Origin of the sequence: Methylobacterium sp. E-005 (assembly GCF_022829725.1) — a bacterium.
GTDB lineage: Bacteria > Pseudomonadota > Alphaproteobacteria > Rhizobiales > Beijerinckiaceae > Methylobacterium.
The window spans coordinates 1-20,055 of sequence record NZ_JAKSYG010000051.1; the positions used below are offsets into that span (position 1 = coordinate 1).

Below are 20,055 nucleotides of genomic sequence, written 5' to 3' on the forward strand. Positions count from 1 at the left end.
GGTCGAGACGCTGCGGTTCCGGGAACGGCGCACCGTCGCCGTAGGAATGCTTTGGGGTGTCGATGAGGTGGCGCACCACCGGGTTGCGCTTCAGGAGGTCGGCGCGGTCGACGAGATCGCGCCACATCAGGTACTTGGTGAACGAGAACGCTGAGAGCACGACGTCCGGCACCACTTCCCAACCGCGCAGTTCCTTTACGTGCCGCCGCACGATCCGGAAGATGCCGTCGACGTCGTACCCAAAATCGTCCCGCGGTAGCTCGCCCTCCAATTCGGGCATGCGCAGCCGGAAATCCTCGCGCAACATCTCCAGAAGGGTCGGATTGATCCGAACCTCGTCGTCGTGCAGCGCCAACCGAAAGCCGGCGCGCACGCTGGATCGCTTGAGCGAGACCGGGATGAGAAGGAGGGGGGCTCGGTAGGGATCCTCGCCTTCCTTCCTCGTCCACGACAGGAAACCGATCGCGAGAAAGAGGATGTTGGCCCCGCCTTCCTCAAAGCCGTTGCGCGCAAGGCGGTACAGGTCGAGCAAGCGGCGATCGAGATCGGCTTCGGTCGCGGTCGTGTACAGCTCGCCCCGGGCGAGGGCGGCTTCGAGGTAGCTTCGCCGGGCGTCGTCGTGATGCCGACGCGCGTAGAGTTCGGCGCTGCGCTCGTCCGCCCCGCCGAGCACGTCGGACACCGGTTTAAGGCGAAACTCGCGCTTGGCCGCCAAGCCATCCTCGAGCGCCCCGGGCGAGACGCACTCCAAGATGACGGAGCCCTTGCCCGGTTTGAAGTTCAGGAGCTTGTTGCGCAGCGTCAGGTCGAGCAGCTTTCGCTTCCAGCGCTCCAGTCGGTCGACCGGACCCTCCGCGGCTTCCTCGGCGACCGGTCGAACTTCGTCTTCGAAGGTAGGCGGAGCGGACAGCCCCTGGTTCAGCGGCGCGATCTCAGCCGGCGTGACGTCGACAGGCTTGCCGCCACCGAGATCCATCGGGCGGATCCCGCGCCGCCGACAGCGCCGGACGTCGATGGCGACCTCGAGGGCGGCGGGTGCCTCGTCCTCGACCTGAGCGGCCCCCTGGGTGACCGCCATCTTGAACGCCGCTGGCGGATTGAAGGTGAGAAGGGTGGTCTCGACCAAGATCAGGTCCTGCAGGTCGCGTCGCTTGCGCAGGAGCTGCATGTCGTCGACGGCGGCGCTGGCGAAGTCCTCATCCTGAAGCCAGACGCCGACGAAGGCGTGGCCTGCGGTGAGCACGAGCACCGGGTTGAGCCCGGCCTGTTCCAGACTGGCGGCGTAGACCAGCGACAGGTCGAGGCAGGTGCCGACCCGGCGCTCCAGCACATCGCTTGGACCCCGCACCTTCTGACCGGCTTGCTCGAAGCTTGCGGGCGGCAGGACATAGGCGATGCGCCGATCCGCGAGGGCGGCCCAGATCGCCTCGGCGAGCTCCCAGGCCCGGGCCTTCTTGCCGGCGGTGTATCCGTTCAGGCCGGTCTCACGTCCAGCGTCGCCGAGCTTGGTCGCGGCGTCGCGCAGGACGACGTCGACACTCGGATCGTTCGGGCGCACGAACGCGGCGAGGAGTTCGGGCGCGCTGCGCCCGCCGCCCCAGTGCGTCGGCGGCAGCAGGCGAAGCTCGGCGACTGTTCTGGCGCGTTCGCCCTCTGCATCGCTCAACGACACCGTCAGTTCGAGACGGCTCGCCTCGGTGAAGCCCCCGAGCAGGCCGGCGTCGAGGCGCAGATCGGGCGTCTCGATGTGATGGTCGGCACCGGCCGGAACGCGATCGATGCGCAGCGTCAGCGGCTGGACCACCGCCGGGCGGCTCTCGATCTGCACCTTGAGATCGCGGAGATCCACCTCGGTCGCGTTGGTGACGACGATCTCGCGGACGACCGGGATCGCGTTTTCGTGGTACGCGAGACTGACGTGCTCGGTCGCCGCGCACGTAATCCGGACGCCGGGCGGCACGACCATCTCGGCATCGGCTTCGATCATCGCTTCGCTCACGGCACGATCCAGCGGCTGGTGAAGTGTTTGCCCATCTTGTACCGGGCGAGCTTGCCCCCGACATCGTCGCAAGACTCTCCGAACGGATCGCGTACGACGCTGAACTCGGCGTCGTTGATGAACCCCGTGACGTAGCAGACGTCTTGGTACTCGCCCTTGATGCGGTTGCGCATCTTGATCCGCGTCGTCGCCAGGGCCGTCTCCAGTGGTCGATCCTTGTACAACGCCGTGCCGTAGTCGAGCACCTGCGTCTCGACCGCCATGAACTCCCAGCGGTCGTCGCGCTGTGCCTGATAGTGTCGGGCGAGCTTCGGGTACCGATCGATAAAGGCCGCCGGTTGGGTGCCGGTGGCGAAGGCACGGGCTTCCTCACCGAGCGCCTGCTCGAAGAACCGGGCGCGCTCGCCGTACTGCGCGCGCAGAACCCGCTCCTGCGCGGCCCGGCGCACGCCCGCCTCGTTCTGCCTTTCCAGGTCGAGTTTCTTGCGCTCTTCGAGTTCGCGCTGTCGCTCGACCTGCTGTTGCGTGTCGCGCGTCTTGCCCTGCTCGATCGCGTCCCGCGTCTGCGCAATCTCGCGGGATTCGATCCAGATCGGCAGATAGCGGTGCGTGATGCCGTCTCTATTCATGGCCTCGTCGAGCGCGGCGAGGTCGGTCGCCGCGGCGTAGACCGCACCACATTCGCCGCGCTTGATCGCGATGAATGCTCCGTCTGCCGAGGTCGGGGTCATCACCAGCTGGCCGGGCAACTCGTCCCCGATCCGGTCGTCGAGACGCACCAGGATGGCCGTATGCGCCTCCGCGTCGTTCGGTGCGACCCGGCACAGCACGCTCGACGCGTTGGGTACGACGACGATCCCGAACCCGTCCCCCGTCCGACCGCGAACCCGAGCCTCGATCTCGCTGGCTCGCGCGGCCTCGGCTTGCTTGGCGGCCGTGAGCGCCCCCGCCGCGACGACGTCAAGCCGGGCGAACAGGTTGCCGTTGACCGCCTCGACCAAGCCGATCACGCGGTCGACCGGTTCGCGCAGAAGGCGCTCGCGCTCGGCGAAGACGAGATCCTGCTGGGCGAGACTGTTCGCGCCGCATGATGCAAGCGGCAGGTCGAGCTTGGCTCCGAGCGCGGCGCTCCGGTCGCGGATCTGACGGTTCATGAACACGTCGGACAGCGGAGCGTGATACAGGCAGGCGGCGGCGCGCCCGTCCTCAAACACCAACTCGCCGCGCAGATTGCGCACGACCGACGGGGCCTTGCCGCTGTCGTTGTACAGGATGATCAGGTCGCCGCGGTCGCCGTCCATCAAGAAGCGGCTTTTCGCCGTGACCGCCCGGGCGAGCCGCGCCGCCTCGTCGATGCGGACGCGCCTCCCGGCATAGGCGTCCGCGAGCTCCCCGAGCCTGGCATCGGGGGTTTCGGTCTCGATGCTCGCGACCTCAGTGACGAAGCCGCTGAGGAACGTCTGAAGATCCTGCGGGATACCGCCCTTGAGGGTGAGCTCGGCCTCGGCTTGATCACGCTTCAGCCGATCGACGAGGGCGACACGGCTGCGCGCGGCCGCATCGCGCTCGCGGCGATGCTCGTCCTGCTCGCGATCGCGCTGCTTGGCGGCCTGTTGCTCCGTCAGCGCGGCCTGTACCTTGCTGACGGCCTCGGGCGTGATCCAGATCGGCAGGTATCGGAACGTAACACCGTCGCGGGTGAGCCCCTTCACGAGCGCGGCCAGGTCCTTGGCAGTCCCATAGACGGCCCCACACTGCCCGCGCTTGATCGACAGGAAGGCCCCGTCGGCGTTCGCGGTCACCGTCGTCGTCACGCCGCGTAGCTCCGCCGTCAGCAAGGCCTCGTAGGGTTGCAGGAGCTGATCGTGCAGGCTCTTGTCCCCGGCCGCGATCCGGCAAACCGTGCGGGATCCGGGACCGAAGGCAAGCACGGCCAAGCCATCCGAGGTTCCGCGCGTGACTTCGCTCTCGGACTCGGCCGCGCGGATCCCTTCCGCCTGGCGTGCGGCCTCGATGTCCGACTTCGGCACCGTGCCGCCGAGGGTGAACACGCCCGTGTCGACGGCAGAGGCGATGGTCTGGAACAGACCAACCTGCGTGCGTAAAGCGCCGCGCTCGAAGACGACGAGGTCGGCACTCTGCTGCTGCGCTCCGCTGCACGGAGGCAGCGTCTCCTTGACCGGTGCACCGAGGCTACGCGCCTTGGCGACCAGCTGCTCCAGGGCGATGCGGTCGGCCGGCGCTTCCGGCACCGCGCATGCGACGGTGCGCTCGGGATCGAACACGAGGTTGCCGTCGAGACCGCGCACGACGGCGACCGCGCGCGGCGAGCTGTTGTACAGCAGCAAGAGATCGCCAGGGTCGCCATCCACGAGGAAGCGGTTCCTGTCGGTGACCGCACGCTGGATCGCTTCGGCCTCTCGCACCCGTGGCTCGATCTGGGAGAAGCGCTGCTGAAGCGCTTCGGCCGCCTTTGGCAAATCCTTCGGCGCGGCCACATCGAACTGCTGGACCAACACGGCGAGTTCCGGCCGGAGGTCCTCCGGGACGGGGCCGGCCAAGAGAGCTTCGACGCGCTTTCGCTGCTCGTCAATCTGACGCTGCGCCTGCAGGCGCGCGCTGCGATCCCGCTCCTCGACGCCGAGATCCGCGAGGTAGCTCTCGTAGCGCCGTCCGACGGCGTCGATGCGCGCCGGGAGGCTTGGATCGGTGACCAGGGAGACGCTCTGCGCTGAGGTCGAACCGCGCCCCAGCTTGGCGGCGAGCCCATCGCCGAGGAAACCATCGGCGGCCATACCTTCGGCCTCGGCGAACGCGACGAGCGCTTTGCGCGTTACACCGCCGTAGACGCCGTCCGCGGTCGCGTCGCCGGGGAGATAGCCAGCGTTACGCAGCGCCTCCTGCAGGCGGATATGCTCCTCGAGCGACCGGGCGATCTCCTGTCGGGCCGAGGGCGGCCCCTCACGAGCGACGCGGGCGGACCACGCATCCCGCTGACGCTGGTAGGTTGCGGAGATACAGGGGATGGCCTTCCGAACGGCCGCCATAACCTTGCCGGTCTCCGGGATGCGACAAGCGGTGAGCGTGCGCTTCACGAGGTCGTTCGAGGCTTCCTTGAGTTCGGCAGCGGCCTCTGGGTGAAGCTGACGGAGCGCGTAGAACGCCCGGGCCATGTCGAGATCGACGCGCCGCAGGCCGGCATCCTCGCAGATCAAGGTGGGGAGGGGCGTATTCGCCCGGTCGCAATCAAACGAGGGCCCGAGATCGCGCATCGGACCCACCGTCTTCATCGGCGCGGCCGCCCGAGGTAACTCGGAGACCGATACGGCGTCCTTACGCAAGTCGGCCAGACGCTTGCGCAGGCCGTCGGGCACATCGGTCTTCGTTCGGGCTTCAGCCTGCGCGCGCAGGCCACTCATCCGATCGAGGGCGGCCATGCGCAGGGTCTCGCCCTGAGACAGTGCGGCCAACCCACCGATCTCGCGTTGGATCACTTCGGTATCGGGCGCGGATGGCCCGGTGCGCGCGCCGAGCTGCTGATCGATGCGGCTCTGGATCCGAGCGATCTCGGACCGGACGACAGGGGAGGGGTCCCGCTGATAGGTCGCCAACGATCCTTTGAGCACCTGAAGCTGCTCGGCGCGTCCCTGCGCTTCCGCGCGAGCCCGGCGCGTCTCACGCGCCTCGCCGGTCTCGACATCGGCGACGATAATCCGGGTGCCCGAGAAATGAAGGTCGATCGCCTCCCGCGGTTCGACGGGTTGGATGCGGCCATCTCCATTTCGGTAAGCGAACGTCTGGTTGCAGGTCGTCGTGATCGACCATCCGCTATCGTCCGGCACCGTGCAGCTGTAACCGCGCTTGAGATTCGGTTCGGTGAAGCGTCGGCATTGCGCGAACACCCCGCTCAACCGGCCATCGTCCGGGCCGATGCCGCGCTGGGCCAAACTGGCGATGTCGGCATTCTGGCGGGCGAGGGCACGATCGAGGCAGGAGCGATCTGAGCTCGACAGCCGTGCCCAAGCCTCGCGCGCCGCCTGCGCCTGGGCGGCACCGATCAGAGTCCCGAAGATGTCGACCGGCGAAACTTGCGCCTGGGCCGGCCCCGTACAGGCGAGGGCCACCATCAGCGGCGGAAATCCGCACCATCCTCCCCGAGCCATGGCGACACCCTACAACTCTGTTTTGAGCTGTGTCGCCGGTTCCTGCTTCCTATTCAAGGTTGCAGAAGACACGCAGCACGGGTTTGTCGCGTGGCGGTGCATCGACATCGCGATCGACAACACTTTGAGGCTCGACCCCCAACGATGATCGCCGCACCACCGACTGTTGCCGACCTACGCAGGGTCGGCCGCATCAGCAGCCAGGAGATCGTAGCCGCAATCGATGCCTACATGCACAATCCATCAGTGGGTCCTTACGAGTTCGCCAGCGGCCACCGCCTCGACATCGCCGCTGCCGTGGCTTCGGCGGTTAGCCCCGAGGACATCGCGAGGCGGTCAGGGCCGCACGAAAAAACGTTCCGGGTCGCAATCGCGATGGCCGTCATGGCGGCGCGTCCGAATCCAGCCTGATCAATCGCTTGCCGCTGCGCGGTCTGCCACCGAGCGTACGGTCAGTAAATCTTAGCGTTCTGAGGCCGCACAACGGGACCGAACATCTAGATCGACGATTGTGTTCCGACGCCCACCCGCAACGCGTCTTTCTCAAGTCGCCCTGAGGCAACTCGGCGTTTAGTGAGAGCGTAAGCAGCAAACCCGAACCCTGCTGCGACGCAGAAGCTAATAGTATCAAAAGCTACAAATACCGTATCGCCTTCTTTCAAGCTCGCGAAAAGATGGTGGTCTGTCGTCACGCCGTCGATGATCGGGACCGCTAGAAATCCAGCGGCAGCCGTTGCCAACGCGATGATCCATGCTCGACGAGGAGCGAGGAACAAAGCTGGAAGGGCGGTCAGCAACCACCCGGCGAAGAAAGCCTGTACTTCGACGTCGGAACGGGCAGGCATCGCGGCGGGCAGCAGGCGATTGGCCAGGAGGTAGCACGCCACCGCGATCGGCAGTCCGGCTACGGTCCCAACGTTGAGAGCGTGGACGAGCCGGTGGCCCAACGGTATCGGCGACGCGGCAGCCTTCTTGGGTAGCCGTGCCACCGACCAGAGCACGAGACCTGTGGCCACCATGGCGCAGCCTGACAAGCCCGAGAGGAAGAACAGCACTCGTAGCGCCGGGCCGGCAAAATGCGCCTCGTGCAGGCCGACCATCGTTGTGAAGGTCGCGGTCGCTGGCCCTAAGTCGCCCGCGCGGATCTCGACGATCTCACCGGTGGTACCGTCGAAGGCGATCTGCGGATGCTGGTGCGATAGGCCGTGCGGCTCCTCAAACACGGCCACGACAGTGGAGTTCGCGTCCCTCGGGTTGACGATCGTGAGTCGCTCCAGCGGCTGGGCAATCCGAGCGGTCGCTTGCACGACCATGAGCCCAACGGGTGCGAGAGTGCCGACGGATCCCGTCGGAGGACGCGGTGCGGTGATCTGGCCCGACTCGACGTAATACCGCTGCGTGTCACCCTGGTAGGCCGCCTTCAAGCCCCACGGCATGTACATGAACGATAAGGTGATAAGCCCCGTGTATGTGATCATCAGGTGGAACGGCAGGGCAACAACACCCGTGACGTTGTGGACGTCGAGCCAGCCGCGCTGATCGGCACGCCGCCGGAACGTGAAGAAATCGATGAAGATGCGCCGGTGCGTGATGACGCCCGAGATCAGTGCGACCAGCATGATCATCGCGCAGATGCCGACGATCCAGCGCCCCCAAAGCGGTGGAAGGCTAAGTTCGAAGTGGAAGCGGTAGAGGAAGTCTCCGCCCCGCGTGTCCCGCACCGCAGCCAGCGCACCGGTGTCTGGATCGAGCAGGATGTGGCCCGGGGGGCGGCCGGGACCCGTTCGCCAGAACAGTTCCAGCACCGGCATCTCGGGCCGAGGTAGCGTGATGAACCACGTTCGCGCACCTCCCGCATGCGCTTGCAGATAAGAGACACCACGATCGGCCGCCGCCGCCAGCTCCGCAGAGCCGAACGTCCGGCCGTACCGGAGTTCGGGCCTCATCCACTGCGAGATTTCGGTCCGGTAGTAGCTCGCCGTGCCGGTCACGAAGACGGCGAACAGGATCCAGCCAACGACGAGGCCGGACCAAGCGTGCAGCCACGCCATCGACTGCCGGAAGGTCTTGCCCATAGCGCGAACCTCACCAGCGATAGCGTAGGGTCGCATAGACCGTGCGCGGTAGGCCGTAATAGCAACCCGAGTAGGTGAAGCAGCCGGTGACGTAGCGCTCATCGAGCAGGTTCTGCACGTTGAGCTGCGCCGTCAGTCCGGTCAGCCGCGGATCGAAGTGCTTCATGTCGTAGGAGACGACGGCGTCGACCAGCACGCTCTCTGGAACCTGGAAGGTGTTGGCCGGGTCGCCCCATGACGGTCCGAGATAGCGCACGCCTCCGCCGAGGCCGAGGCCGAACAGTGGGCCCTCGGTGAAGCGGTAGTCGACGAACAGCGAGGCGGTCGTGTCGGGAACCTGCACCGGCCGTAGTCCCTGGAGCGGCACCTGTCGGCGGGTAAGGTCGTTCGTGGTGAAGCCGGTGTCGCGGACGTTGCGGATGTCGAGGAGCGAGAAGCCTCCGATCAAGCTGAGACCCTCAGCGATGGTCGCCCGCGCCTCGAACTCGATGCCTTGTACGCCGACCTCTCCGGTCTGCACGACGAAACCGGGATTGTTTGGATCGGTGGTGGTCGCATTCGAACGGCGGATGTCAAAGACGGCGGTGGTCAGCAGGATGTCGGTGCCGGGGGGCTGGTACTTGATACCTGCTTCGTACTGGTTGCTGGAGATCGGGTCTGGAATGCGGCCGGCGGTCCCAAAGGACCGGTCGAAGATGCGTCCGGTGACGATCGGTTCGAACGCCTCACTGTAGGAGACATACGGGGCTACACCGCTGTCGAACAGGTAGAGCAGGCTGGCGCGGCCGGTGAAGGCTTCAGCCGGCACGTCCTGGATAGCTAGGCTGTTCGTCGGGGAGAAGGTGCGGGTCGGGCCGGTTTGACGGGCCGTGTCGTAGCGGCCGCCGAGCGTCAGGATGAAGCCGTCGACCTTCGCCTGATCTTGGAAGTACACGCCGGTCTGCTGCGCGTCGATCCGCGACGTCGATGTGAATGCCGGGAACCGGATTGGCAGGTCATGGTCGGGGGCAAGCGCATTCAAGCTCGTCGTTGCCGGGAACGGGCCGGTGACCGACCGCGTGCTGAAAGTCCGATGATCGACGCCGAGCAGCGCCGTGTGGGCGATCGGACCGGTATCGAAGTCAGCGATGAAGTTGTTGTCCATCGTGTAGGCTTCGATGTCGACCTGGGTGCCGCCGACAGAGCGACCGATGATCGGTCCGCTCGTGTACGGGCCGTTGACGTCGCCGAAGGTCGTGAACACGCTGCGATAGTCGCCGTTCGAGCGCAGGTAGCGTCCGGCCGAATGGAAGCGCAGGTTCTCACCGAAGCGCTGGTCGAACAGGTACTCCACCGAGGCTTGTGTGCGATCGGAGCGCTCGATGTTGCGATCGCCGTCGTAGAAGTTCACCGGCAGCCGACCGAAGATGCCGTTGCCAAAGTTGCGCGCGAAGATCGTGCCGACGGCCGGGAAGCCGCCGTAGAAGCCTGAGAACGGATCCCGCTGGTAGTTGCCGATGATCGTGAGCGACGTGTCGGTGGAGGGCCGCCACGTGATGCTTGGGCTGATGAACGCACGCTCGACCTTGGTGGTCACCGCGGGCCCGTCGCCGTTCCAGCCGAGCCCGATGACCCGGTAGGCGAACTGGTCGGCAAGCCCCGGAATGTCCGACGCGATCGGGCCGCCGACATCGAAGCCGCCGCGGACCTCGCTGAAGCCGCCGCCCTGCAGGAAGACTTCGCCATGGCGAACGAACTGGGGCACCTTCGAGACGAGATTGACGATGCCGCCCGGACCGGATTGCCCGTAGAGGACTGAAGCAGGCCCCTTGATGATGTCGACGCGCTCCAGACGGTAGGGATCGACGGTCGGGAAGGCATCGCGGTTGCCAGGCAGGGCCATGTTGTCGAGGAAGAGCGGCGCGGTGAAGCCGCGGATGTAGAACTGCTCCAGTCGCGTCGAGCCAGCGCCGCCCCGCTGCTCGGTGGTGACGCTCGGCGTATAGCGCAGCGCTTGGTTGATCGTCAGGGCATTCTGATCCTCGATCTGCCGCCGACCGATGACGGAGACCGACTGCGCGGTCTCGACGATCGGCGTATCCGTCTTCGTGCCGACCGTGCTGCGGCTGGCGACGTACCCAGGGACAGCACCCGCGGCACCACCGCGCCCGTACAGATCGCCGTTCAGAGTGCGCCCGCTCGTCTCGCCCATGACACTGAGTTCGGACAACTCCACGTCTGTGGCTGCAGTTTGCTGGGCCACGGCGATGCCAGCCCAGCAAACTGCGCAAGTCGTTGACAGAATGAATCCCAGCGCATGGAATTTCATCCCGCCATCGGAATGGGAAATCCAACCATTTGACATTATAAAGACTCTAAACCACCTCGAACGACGGTTCGATTATCGGTCGATCGCTTCTAATCACGGATAGGTGATGAGTCTGTGCTTTATGAGACACAATATGAGTGAACGTACATTGTCATTGATCTAATGAAGTTCAAAGGTGCCGTATCAGTTAGGGAGAGGGTGTACCGGCGCATCGTCCACTCGCCGAGTACCGACGATCTCGAGCTACCGCCGCGAGGAATGAAACCATCCGGCCGTTCGGCGAAGCCATGGCAGGCGCTTCCGAGCAAATTTCGACATGAGGCGCAATGCTGCCTGAAGCGCCCCTGAAGATCGGACATTTTCCGATGGAACGTCGAGATATCTGCACCTCAGTGAGTTATATTAATAACTTTGTTTAATTTAAGCAGCAGAGATCCATCCATTTTCTACGCCGAAAGATCGAAATTTTATAGATATCAGAAGGATTCTATTCGGGCTTCTCCAAATCGCCCGGCTGGGCCTACATGCGGAGGACTTGATCGCCGGGACGTATGATCGAGGTGCGGTGCGTAACGGCTATGATCGTCAAGCGATCCGCGAGGTCCCGCAGACCGTCCATGATCTGTCGCTCGGTCTCTTCGTCGAGAGCTGAGCTCGCCTCATCGAGAACGAGGATCGCCGGCTCCCCGTAAAGCGCACGGGCGATGGCGATGCGTTGACGCTCGCCGCCGGACAACTTGAGACCCCGTTCGCCCACCATGGTATCGAACCCTTCCGGCATCGCCTCGATGCGCGACAGGATGGACGCCTGAGTGGTGGCTTGGCGCAGGCGATTTGCATCAAACGAACGACCCAGCACGATGTTGGTGGAGAGCGTGTCGTTCAGCAGGGCCACATCCTGTGGGACGACGCCGACATGGGCGAACCAGGCATCGCTCGTGACGCGGGCGAGATCTGTTCCGTCGGCCAGGATGCGTCCTTCGATCGGCTGCAATCCCTTCAACATCAGACGTACGACGGTCGACTTGCCCGATCCAGTTTCACCGGTGAGGAAGGTCGGTGTTCCACGTCGGGCGACGAAGGAAACGTCGCATACGCCCCGTCCGTTCGGATAGCGAAAGGCGACGCCCTCGAACGCCAGGATGCCCTGGGTTGGGCGATAGGGCAGGGGATCTTCCGGGTCCCGCTCCTCTGGGGCCGTCCACATCGCCGCCAGGGGACGAAAGCGAGCAGCTGCTTCGACCGTCTCCTTGATCGCCATGCCAATCAGGTGGAACGGCTCGTTGAGCTGGACCAGCAGCGTGTTGAACAGCACGATGCCGCCGATCGAGACGAGGCCGCTCTCGTAGCGTGGGACGAGGATCAGGAACGTGACGGCCAATTGCAGCGCAGCCGCAACCCCGAGGACTCCACAGAAAGCGCTGCTTACCAAAGCATAGCGCCGCCAATTGGCGAAGGTCTCGAAAGCGCTTGCGGTGAACCGCTCGGTGATCCAGCGCTCGCCGCGCGTCTGTCGCAACGTATCGATCACAGCGATGGCATTGCCGATGAGATGCGCGTTCGCTTGGCTTTGACTCATCGCCTTATCGAGAGCGGGCTGCACGCGACCGATCCGAATATAATCGAGCGCGACCACGATGACCCCGTAGACTAAAACGACAAGCGCGATGTCCCAGCTCACCAGCTTGCCCAACAGAGCGACGCTGAAGGCAATCTGCACGCACCCGGGGAGGATACCGCCGAGGCCGAGCTGCGTGACGATGTTGAGGGTGTGCGTTCCCTGCTGGCGCGCTGTGCCGATCTCAGCTGCGTTGTGCTCCAGAAAGAAGGCGGGCGTCTTATGCAATAAGCGCGCGAAGAAAGCGGTATTCGCGATGAAGGCCATGCGCTCCGCACAGAGAAAGATCATGAAGCGTGCGCCGTATGCGAAGGCCTTCGCGCATCCGAACAGAAGCGCGTAGGCCATCAAGCTTTGCATGATGTCGGCGCGATCGACAGCTTTGGTGAGTTCATCGATGGCACGTGAGAACAGGTAAGGGGCCGCGATTGCCGTGACCGCACCGATCACCGTCGCCACGACCACCGTAACCGTAGCTAAGCGAGCCTCACGCCAATAGGATTTCAGCAAATACTTTGTAATTGTAATCATTCTAGCCCGGTAGGCGTCATAATCTCACGCGTCCGCAATGAGCTGCCGAGGCCAAAGATGCAAATTGTCATCGGTCTTCTTGCGAGAAACCCCGCCGTTCAGGCCGGGCAGGTAAGCGACAGCGGCCGGCGGTCGCTTCGGCTCGCTGATTCCGGACGTACTCCGCGATGATGGACAACGGCGCGCCGCCGCACGAGGCGACGAAGTAGCTCGGGGTCCAGAGCGCGCCTTGGTGGTAGCGGCCGGTAATCTCGGGGCGCGTGTCCCGAAGCTTGCGGCTCGACAAGCCCTTTAGGCTGTTGACGAGCTTCGACAGGCTGACCTTCGGTGGATAGGTCACCAGCAGATGGACGTGGTCGTCCTCGCCCGAGCACTCGACAAGCTCGGCTTCGAAGTCGCGACAGACTTTGGCGAAGATCACGCGGAGGTCGCCGATCGCGAGCGCGGACAGCACGTCGCGACGGTATTTGGTGATGAAGACCAAGTGCGCGTGGAGTGCAAAAACGACGTGCCGTCCTCTGCGAACTCCCATGTTGCGACTCCTCAGACCGACTTGTACGGTCCGAGGATGATCGCCCGTGGCTTCCGCTACAAGCTGGAACCGCTGCCCGAGCAGGAGGCCCTGTTCCGGCAATTCGCGGGCGTCTGCCGCCTGACCTACAACCTCGCCCTGGAGCAGCGCGCGACCTGGGGTCGGAAGCACCCGCTCGGGTACAATGCCTAGGCCGCCGATCTAACTCGACTCCGCGCTGAGTTCGACTGGGTGCGCGCCGTCTACGTGTCCTGCCAGCAGCAGGCCCTGCGCGACCTCGACCGGGCGTTCCAGAACTTCTTCGCGGGTCGGGCGAGCTTCCCGCGGCCCCGACGCCGCAGCGTGGACGACACGTTCCGGTTCCCCGGCCGAGAAGTTGCGACGCGGAGGCTCAATGCGAACTGGTCGGCCGTGCGCCTGCCGAAGATCGGCTGGGTGAAGTATCGCGATAGCCATCCGATGCGCGGCGTCGTGAAGAACGTCACCGTCTCCCTCGACGTGCTCGGCTGGCACGTCGCCTTCACCTGCGAGGTCGCACACGAGGCGACCGCCCCGAGCGCCGAGGTGGTCGGCATCGATCGCGGCGTCGCCACCACGCTCGCCCTGTCCACGGGCGCGACGATCACGATGCCCGCGAGCCTGGAGCAGATCGAGTTCGCCAAGCGCCGAACCCAGCGCGTCGTCGCCCGCCGGAAGCGCGGATCGAACCGCCGTCGCCGCGCACAGGCTCGCGTCGCCCGGCTCCAGGCCCGGCAGGCGCGCATCCGGCGCGACTTCCACCACCGCGCCGCCCTCGACATCGCTCGGCGGTACGGCGTGGCCGTGCTCGAAGACCTGAACACGCGCGGGATAACCGCCAGCGCGCGGGGTACAGTGGCCGAACCCGGCCGCAATGTGCGGCAGAAAGCCGGGTTGAACCGGGTGATCCTCAATGCGGGCTGGCATCAGTTCGCGACGATCCTGACCTACAAGATGGAGGAGAGAGGCGGGCAAGTCGTGAGCGTGCCTGCCCGGTTCACGTCGCAGACCTGCGCGGCATGCGGTGTGGTCGATGCGAGAAGCCGCGAGAGCCAAGCGCGCTTCGTCTGCATCGATTGCGGCCACACCGATCACGCAGACACCAACGCGGCGATCAACATTCGACGGCGGTGGAACACACCGTTGCTGGACGTAGAGGGTTTGCATCAGCAACCCGTTGAAGTGTCAACTGGACGAGTTCTTACGATCTCCGAAAATCCCCGTCCTTCAGGTCGGGGAAGATGTTAAGATTGATCTGAATACGGCGACGGCCGATGACCTCGACAAGGTGCCGGCCCTCAAAGGCCACGGTTTTGAGATCGTACGGTATCGTGAGGAGCGGGGCCGCTTCACCAGCTTGCGTCAACTCGATGAGGTTCCAGGCCTCGCCGGCAAGACCGATGGCGTCGACGAGGCTGTGACAGTGGCCGGTCCGACCGAGTGACGACAGGTACGACGGACACCCGAAATTGGACCGTCGTACCCGGGCTTCGGCGGCTTGGGTGGCTTGCCTCGTGGCACGGTGGCCACATCCAGGCGGTAAGCCTATGCTCCAAGAGATGATTCGTCGGACGTGCCAGCGACCGAATACATGCCTTGCCGCCGGTCGCGGAGGCCCGTGTCGCATATGCGACGCATCAGCCATCGCCGAACGCGCCGTGCAACTGCGTGAACGGATCCGTGCGAACCGCGCCGAGGGGCGTCCTCTCTACGATCCCCGCTGTGGTTCTGGCGATCGGGACGAAGTCTCGTTTTCCGCAGGGCGTAAGCGTGACGTGCCCGGTGGGTAGGGCAGGAGTATCCTCATAGACCGCTGAGTGGAAACTCGCTGGATCACAGGGGATCGCCACCACCGATCGGCGGATGCGTATCGTACGCGTAGGTGCCCCCTCGCTCCCCAGGATGTCAGGCCAACGCACTGGAAACGGCGCAGAGCGAAGCAGACGTGCCCCCGGCGCTCCGATGCCGTTGCAGCGGGGCATTGGCAGCGGTCCGATTGCAATCCAGGCACTCGGACCTATTCCGGGGGCACCGTTGGCTGAGGCTGTGTGCTTCAAAGGCGCGAAGATCGATGGCGATCGACGCGCAATGTCATGGCTGCCGTCGCGCAACATAGACGCTCTATGCCTCGGACACCGTCCACAATCGTCGGGTGCCGGTCACGCCGCGCAATGGAAAAGCGCCGAGATCGAGAAGGTCGTCTTCACATCGGCGAGCAAAACTGTCGGAGATCAATAGGTTGCGACCGGTCTCGTCGCATAGGGCTTCGATGCGACTCGCCTCGTTCACGGCACGGCCGATGGCCGTGAAGTCCAGCCTATCGGCCGTTCCGATGTTGCCGTAGACGACGTGTCCGTAGTGAAGCGCCAGGTCCGCCGGGAGCCAGGGCTCACCCGCGGCCTGCCGCTGCGCCGCCAACGCTCTGTTGCGGGCGAGACCCGCGCGTGCGGCAGCCAGGGCACCGCGACAGGCTTCACACGGCGTAGCGGCATTCTCCGCGCGGAATGCCGCGATGAATCCATCGCCGGTGAATTTGAAGATGTCACCACCGTACCGTCCAACGTCGCAGCCCAAGGCGTCGAGGTGCTCGTCGAGCCAGCCGACCAAACGATGAGGATCTTCGCGATCCGCGAGGCTGGTGAACCCCTTCAAATCGACCATGAGGATCGCTGCCGAGATCAACTCTCCTTCGCCACGACACACCCGGCCGTTCAGAACGTGCGCCGCGGTTCGGGTTCCGACATAGGCATCGAGCAGGTTGGTCAAAGCGTACGAGAGCGAGAAGCGGAAAACCGCCAAGCTGGAGACGTCTCGCAGGCTGCGCAGGATCACGAGGTCCGCCTCGGTGAAGCCTCCCGGCCGATCTGTCACGTAGAACAGCCCGACACCACGCAGACCTGTGCCGGGCGGAAACCCGACGATGTCGAGCAGGTACTCGGTACAGCCCTCCATCCGTAAGCGTTCCAAGATCGGCAGTTCGGCGCACCCCTCGCCACGCGCGAGATCCCAACGTACGAAGTACCGCTCCGCATCCAGCGCGGCGCTGATCGGCGTGCGCTCGAACGCAACGTCGCCGTGGGGCGCGAACACACGCTCGACCGCAGAACCCGGCCGCCAGGATAGAAAAACGCCGCGGTGTTCGACACTCAGCGACGGTGTGCCGAAGCCCATGAGCCGCAACGGCATACCCGCCGCAACGAGGCTTTGGCCGATCCCGGCGATGACGCGACCGCCATCGTTCGTCTCAATCACCTGCTGCACGATCCACGCGGGCAGATCGGCGATCGGGACGATGACGTCAGAATCTGAAGACATATGCGACGTACGGCGAAGGTGATGCCTGGATGGCTGGGCTAGCGTCCGTTCAGCCGCTCCGCAAGCCGGAGCGATTGAGATCGCCGCTCCCGAGGAACGTCGTTCCAAAAGGTTGAACGAGCTTCACGATCGTTCCGTTTGTAAAGATTGCGAAGGCTCGAGAAGCGATCAGGCCCGGCACAGCGATGCTCTGATGGCCAATTGACAGACATCGGGAGGCCGAACGCTGAAACACGCACGCAATGGATTGGCGTCGATCCAGGCTGTCGTGCGACATGGGCAGCTCCACATACGGGCTCGCCCGCGGCCCGCAGCACCTAACCGCTACATGCGCCCGAGATATTGGCACGTCTAAGACTCGGGAGCAAAATTGCTCGATGCACCGCCAGGAAGACGTCACACTGGGTCTTCGCTCTGCCCGTAGCTTGATCGCAGACGTTCGACTGCGTCGGGTCCCAACGCGAGGTAGAAACGGATCGCGTCGTCGATCAAAGCGTCGGGCGTGATGCCGGCCGCCTTTGCGGCACGACTGATCTGAAGGCCCAGGGCGAGATCGACGCGCAAGACGGCACCTTGGCTCGGCACAGGCGGTGCGGCAATGGCGGCCTGATCAGCGGCTGCCCGGGTCGAAGACTCGGGTTTGCCGAGCTTCGCTTCCCGACGACCCCGGTGGACGAGAGCGTCCGCGCGCTCGTTGAGGCGGTCACCGGCATGGCCCCGGACCCAAGTCCATTTCACGTCGCGCGCGGCGTTCAGTTCGTCGAGGCGCTTCATCAGGTCGACGTTCTTCACCTCGCCTGTCGTCGTGCGCCAGCCCTTCGCTTTCCAGCCGCGCATCCACTCGGTCACCGATTTGACGACGTACTGACTGTCGCATCGCATCTCGATCGCGGCACCGGCCGGGAAATGTTCGAGCCCCTTGATCGCGGCCGTCAGCTCCATGCGGTTGTTGGTCGTGCTAGTCGGATCCCCGCCGCACAATTCGACGGTGCCGTCCTGAGCCGCAATGACGACGCCCCAACCACCAGGCCCAGGGTTCGGATCGCACCCACCGTCGGCATAGACAAGCGTTCGCATTTCGGCGTCGGTCCCTCGATGGCAGGTCGTCGATTGAGGCGCGCCATCCATGGCCAAATTTGGCTGACAGATCGTTTCTGAGCCCGCGATTGTCTCGGCCTCGGCAAAGCATCCCGACACCTGATCGGTCGCGCGATATGCGGAACGGCGCGGTTGATCTCGCTTGTACCTAGCGCGGAGGTGCCAAGCCACATGCCGGGTGATGCTCGATTGGCCGACGTCGAACTCGCACTGCCGCAGTCAGGCCTAGCGGCGGCCAGCGAATTCACCGGGGAAGCGAGGGAGCAGCGCGTCGCCTGATCCGTCGAGGGCGAAGCCAAGCAAGTCGCTCTCGCCGTACCATCACGCCATGCGTTTTATCCCAACTGGGATAGCGGAGCGAAACTGCACGTTGATGCAGGTCCCGGAGCGATGCCGGATCTCACAGCTAAAGCGCCGCCCGTCGGCATCGATGGTCAGATCGAACCGCTCTGGAACCTGAGCGTGCATCCGCACATGGAGCCGCGCACCACCGTCCGAGAGATCACGAATCGAGCACGCGATAGGCCCGCGGTCAGGCACTTGGATGCTGGCCGGCATGAGAACGCGGGTCCGGCGCTCGTTGCGCCGCTCCTCCATGCCGACGGTCCAATTGTCCAGGCTCATGCTGATGCTCGATACGCCGCCAGCCGCCTGTCGCATGCTGGACAGGATATCCCCCGTCGCGCGCGCCTGTTCGTCCATGGAGCCGCTCACGCCATCGACGTGCGCGCTGATCGTCGCGATCGCCGCGGTGATGGTCGTCAGGCCGGTCGCCACCTCGGCGGATACGGCTTGCATACCGGCGACCTCTCCGCTGATTTGCGCTGTGGCGGCAGCTGCCTGACCAGCCAACTCCTTCACCTCGGTGGCAACCACCGCGAAGCCCTTGCCCGCCGCACCAGCGCGGGCCGCCTCAATCGTCGCGTTCAAGGCCAGCAGGTTGATCTGCTGGGCGATGCCCGCGATGACTGCGCCGACGCCGCCCATCGCTCCGGCCGCAGCCTGCAGGCGGTCTGTCGCGGCATTCGCCTCGCTGGCGCGGCCGTGGATGTCGTCGACGACCGATTTCGACTGCGCCATGCTGGACGAGATCTCTAGTGCGGCCGCGTTCATGGTCTCGGCGGCATCGGTGACGGCCTGGACGTTGTCGAGGGTTCGTTCCGCCGCCTCGACCGCCAACGAGCGTGCCTCCATGTTGGCAGTGACGTCGGTCGCGTACTTGACGATCTTAGTCAGCCGTCCGTTCGGATCGAAGATCGGGTTGTAGCTCGCCTGGATCCAGACTGGACGACTGCCCTTGCCGAAGCGCTGGAACATGCCGGTGGCGAACTCACCGGCTCGCAACCGGTCCCAGAATGCCACGTAGTCTGGCGTCTGCGCGTAGCCGGGCTCAACGAACATGGCGTGGCGCTGTCCGCGGATCTCCTCGATCCGATAGCCGACCGCCTCGAGGAAGTTCGCGTTGGCGTCGAGCACCGTCCCGTCAGGGGCGAACTGGATCACCGCCTGGGACCGGTTGACAGCGGCGAGCTGGCCCATCGCGTCGGTGGTCTGCAGCTTCTGGGTTGTGACGTCGGTGGCGAATTTGACGACCTTCACCGGCGTGCCAACTCGATCCCGGATCGGGTTGTAGGTCGCCTGGATCCACACCTCGCGACCACCCTTCGCGATGCGTCGGAACTCGCCGGCGGCGAACTCGCCTCGTCCAAGACGGTCCCAGAAGGCACGGTATGCCGCGTCGGCCCGCTCGGCGGCATCCACGAACAGGCTGTGATGGCGTCCCTGAATCTCGTCCAGGCGATAGCCGACGGCGTCGAGAAAGTTTTGGTTGGCGGTCAAAATGGTACCATCGAGGGCGAACTCGATCACCGCCTGCGAGCGGTGCAAGGCATCGAGCTGTCCATCGTGATCGATGTTGCGCTGGACCTGCGCGGTGATGTCGGTGGCGAATTTGACGATCCGGGTGACGCGCCCGCCGCGGTCGAGCACGGGATTGTACGTGGCCTGGATCCAGACGGCACGACCGTCCTTGGCGATGCGTTTGAACTCGCGTGTCTGTGCCTCACCACGACGCAGGGCATCCCAGAACGTGCGGTATTCCTCGCCGTCACGCTCGGCGACCGGGACGAACAGCGTGTGATGCTGGCCCTTCACCTCTGTGAAGCTGTAGCCCATCAAACCGAGGAACAGGTCGTTGGCGGCGAGAACGGTCCCATCGGGGGTGAACTCGATCCGAGCCCGGGACTTGTCGATGGCCGCCATCAAGGCGCGTAGGTTGGTGTCGAACAGCGGCACCGCAGACGTCTCCACGTGCCGCAACGGCACGGGGCGATGTATGGAGCTTTTGGTTAAACGAGCGTGACGTGGGCGATGAGATTTTTGATCGCACCTCACGCAA

The 20,055-nt window shown here is 64.8% G+C and carries 14 protein-coding genes and 1 pseudogene; 5 read left to right on the forward strand and 10 right to left on the reverse strand.

The window, feature by feature from the left end; all coding sequences use genetic code 11:
- Both MKK88_RS04875 and MKK88_RS04880 read right to left on the reverse strand, forming a co-directional pair.
- The coding region (locus MKK88_RS04875) for a DUF4011 domain-containing protein (RefSeq protein ID WP_243997475.1) at positions 1-1,999 on the reverse strand (1,999 nt) is incomplete at its 3' end.
- On the reverse strand, positions 1,996-5,469 hold the full coding sequence (locus MKK88_RS04880; protein WP_243997476.1) for a peptidoglycan-binding protein: 3,474 nt from the start codon (positions 5,467-5,469) through the stop codon (positions 1,996-1,998). The genes MKK88_RS04875 and MKK88_RS04880, both read right to left, overlap by 4 nt.
- Before the next feature lie 15 nt (positions 5,470-5,484).
- On the opposite strand from MKK88_RS04880, the gene MKK88_RS04885 reads away from it, so the two are divergent.
- Together MKK88_RS04885 and MKK88_RS04890 are read left to right on the forward strand one after the other, a co-directional pair.
- Entirely contained in the window at positions 5,485-6,003 is a 519-nt protein-coding gene (locus MKK88_RS04885; RefSeq protein WP_243997477.1) for a hypothetical protein, read from the forward strand.
- Positions 6,004-6,306: 303 nt separating this feature from the next.
- Entirely contained in the window at positions 6,307-6,573 is a 267-nt protein-coding gene (locus MKK88_RS04890) for a hypothetical protein (RefSeq protein WP_243997478.1), read from the forward strand.
- Between the two features lie 86 nt (positions 6,574-6,659).
- Here MKK88_RS04890 and MKK88_RS04895 read toward each other — a convergent pair whose 3' ends face one another.
- The 4 genes from MKK88_RS04895 to tnpA form a co-directional block, all read right to left on the reverse strand.
- Positions 6,660-8,237 (reverse strand): PepSY-associated TM helix domain-containing protein, encoded by a 1,578-nt coding sequence (locus MKK88_RS04895; protein WP_243997479.1) that lies wholly within the window; start codon positions 8,235-8,237, stop codon positions 6,660-6,662.
- A gap of 10 nt (positions 8,238-8,247) precedes the next feature.
- The gene (locus MKK88_RS04900) at positions 8,248-10,428 is read right to left on the reverse strand and encodes a TonB-dependent siderophore receptor (protein ID WP_409566619.1); all 2,181 of its coding nucleotides are present in this window, start codon (positions 10,426-10,428) and stop codon (positions 8,248-8,250) included.
- Positions 10,429-11,065: 637 nt separating this feature from the next.
- Positions 11,066-12,622, reverse strand: a complete 1,557-nt coding sequence (locus MKK88_RS04905; RefSeq protein WP_243997481.1) for an ABC transporter ATP-binding protein — start codon at positions 12,620-12,622, stop codon at positions 11,066-11,068.
- Positions 12,623-12,761: 139 nt separating this feature from the next.
- Positions 12,762-13,226, reverse strand: coding sequence for an IS200/IS605 family transposase (tnpA, locus tag MKK88_RS04910; RefSeq protein ID WP_243997482.1), 465 nt, complete (start codon positions 13,224-13,226; stop codon positions 12,762-12,764).
- Between the two features lie 36 nt (positions 13,227-13,262).
- Between tnpA and MKK88_RS04915 the strand changes: the two genes are divergently transcribed.
- The 3 genes and pseudogenes from MKK88_RS04915 (at position 13,263) to MKK88_RS34045 (ending at position 14,688) form a co-directional block, all read left to right on the forward strand.
- Positions 13,263-13,418: a helix-turn-helix domain-containing protein gene (locus MKK88_RS04915; RefSeq protein ID WP_243997483.1), complete on the forward strand. Its 156-nt coding sequence runs from the start codon at positions 13,263-13,265 to the stop codon at positions 13,416-13,418.
- Between the two features lie 30 nt (positions 13,419-13,448).
- Positions 13,449-14,492 (forward strand): annotated as a pseudogene (locus MKK88_RS04920) (RNA-guided endonuclease InsQ/TnpB family protein); the annotation flags it as partial.
- Positions 14,493-14,532: 40 nt separating this feature from the next.
- On the forward strand, positions 14,533-14,688 hold the full coding sequence (locus tag MKK88_RS34045; protein WP_243997484.1) for a helix-hairpin-helix domain-containing protein: 156 nt from the start codon (positions 14,533-14,535) through the stop codon (positions 14,686-14,688).
- 677 nt (positions 14,689-15,365) lie between these two features.
- On the opposite strand, the gene MKK88_RS04930 is transcribed toward MKK88_RS34045, so the two are convergent.
- The 4 genes from MKK88_RS04930 to MKK88_RS04945 form a co-directional block, all read right to left on the reverse strand.
- Positions 15,366-16,559, reverse strand: a complete 1,194-nt coding sequence (locus MKK88_RS04930) for an adenylate/guanylate cyclase domain-containing protein (RefSeq protein WP_243997485.1) — start codon at positions 16,557-16,559, stop codon at positions 15,366-15,368.
- 49 nt (positions 16,560-16,608) lie between these two features.
- Positions 16,609-16,836: a hypothetical protein gene (locus MKK88_RS04935; RefSeq protein WP_243997486.1), complete on the reverse strand. Its 228-nt coding sequence runs from the start codon at positions 16,834-16,836 to the stop codon at positions 16,609-16,611.
- Between the two features lie 119 nt (positions 16,837-16,955).
- Complete coding sequence (gene rnhA / locus MKK88_RS04940; RefSeq protein ID WP_243997492.1) at positions 16,956-17,636, reverse strand: ribonuclease HI; 681 nt, start codon at positions 17,634-17,636, stop codon at positions 16,956-16,958.
- A gap of 342 nt (positions 17,637-17,978) precedes the next feature.
- The gene (locus MKK88_RS04945; protein WP_243997493.1) at positions 17,979-19,919 is read right to left on the reverse strand and encodes a PAS domain-containing protein; all 1,941 of its coding nucleotides are present in this window, start codon (positions 19,917-19,919) and stop codon (positions 17,979-17,981) included.
- Between the last annotated feature and the right edge of the window lie 136 nt (positions 19,920-20,055).

Excerpts from the sequence above, each read along its gene's own strand:
- MKK88_RS04890 (WP_243997478.1), top strand. The coding sequence starts at position 6,307 with ATGATCGCCGCACCACCGACTGTTGCCGACCTACGCAGGGTCGGCCGC.
- MKK88_RS04895 (WP_243997479.1), bottom strand. The coding sequence starts at position 8,237 with ATGGGCAAGACCTTCCGGCAGTCGATGGCGTGGCTGCACGCTTGGTCC.
- MKK88_RS04900 (WP_409566619.1), bottom strand. The coding sequence starts at position 10,428 with ATGGGCGAGACGAGCGGGCGCACTCTGAACGGCGATCTGTACGGGCGC.
- tnpA (WP_243997482.1), bottom strand. The coding sequence starts at position 13,226 with ATGGGAGTTCGCAGAGGACGGCACGTCGTTTTTGCACTCCACGCGCAC.
- MKK88_RS04915 (WP_243997483.1), top strand. The coding sequence starts at position 13,263 with ATGATCGCCCGTGGCTTCCGCTACAAGCTGGAACCGCTGCCCGAGCAG.
- MKK88_RS04930 (WP_243997485.1), bottom strand. The coding sequence starts at position 16,559 with ATGTCTTCAGATTCTGACGTCATCGTCCCGATCGCCGATCTGCCCGCG.
- MKK88_RS04935 (WP_243997486.1), bottom strand. The coding sequence starts at position 16,836 with ATGTCGCACGACAGCCTGGATCGACGCCAATCCATTGCGTGCGTGTTT.
- rnhA (WP_243997492.1), bottom strand. The coding sequence starts at position 17,636 with ATGCGAACGCTTGTCTATGCCGACGGTGGGTGCGATCCGAACCCTGGG.
- MKK88_RS04945 (WP_243997493.1), bottom strand. The coding sequence starts at position 19,919 with ATGGCGGCCATCGACAAGTCCCGGGCTCGGATCGAGTTCACCCCCGAT.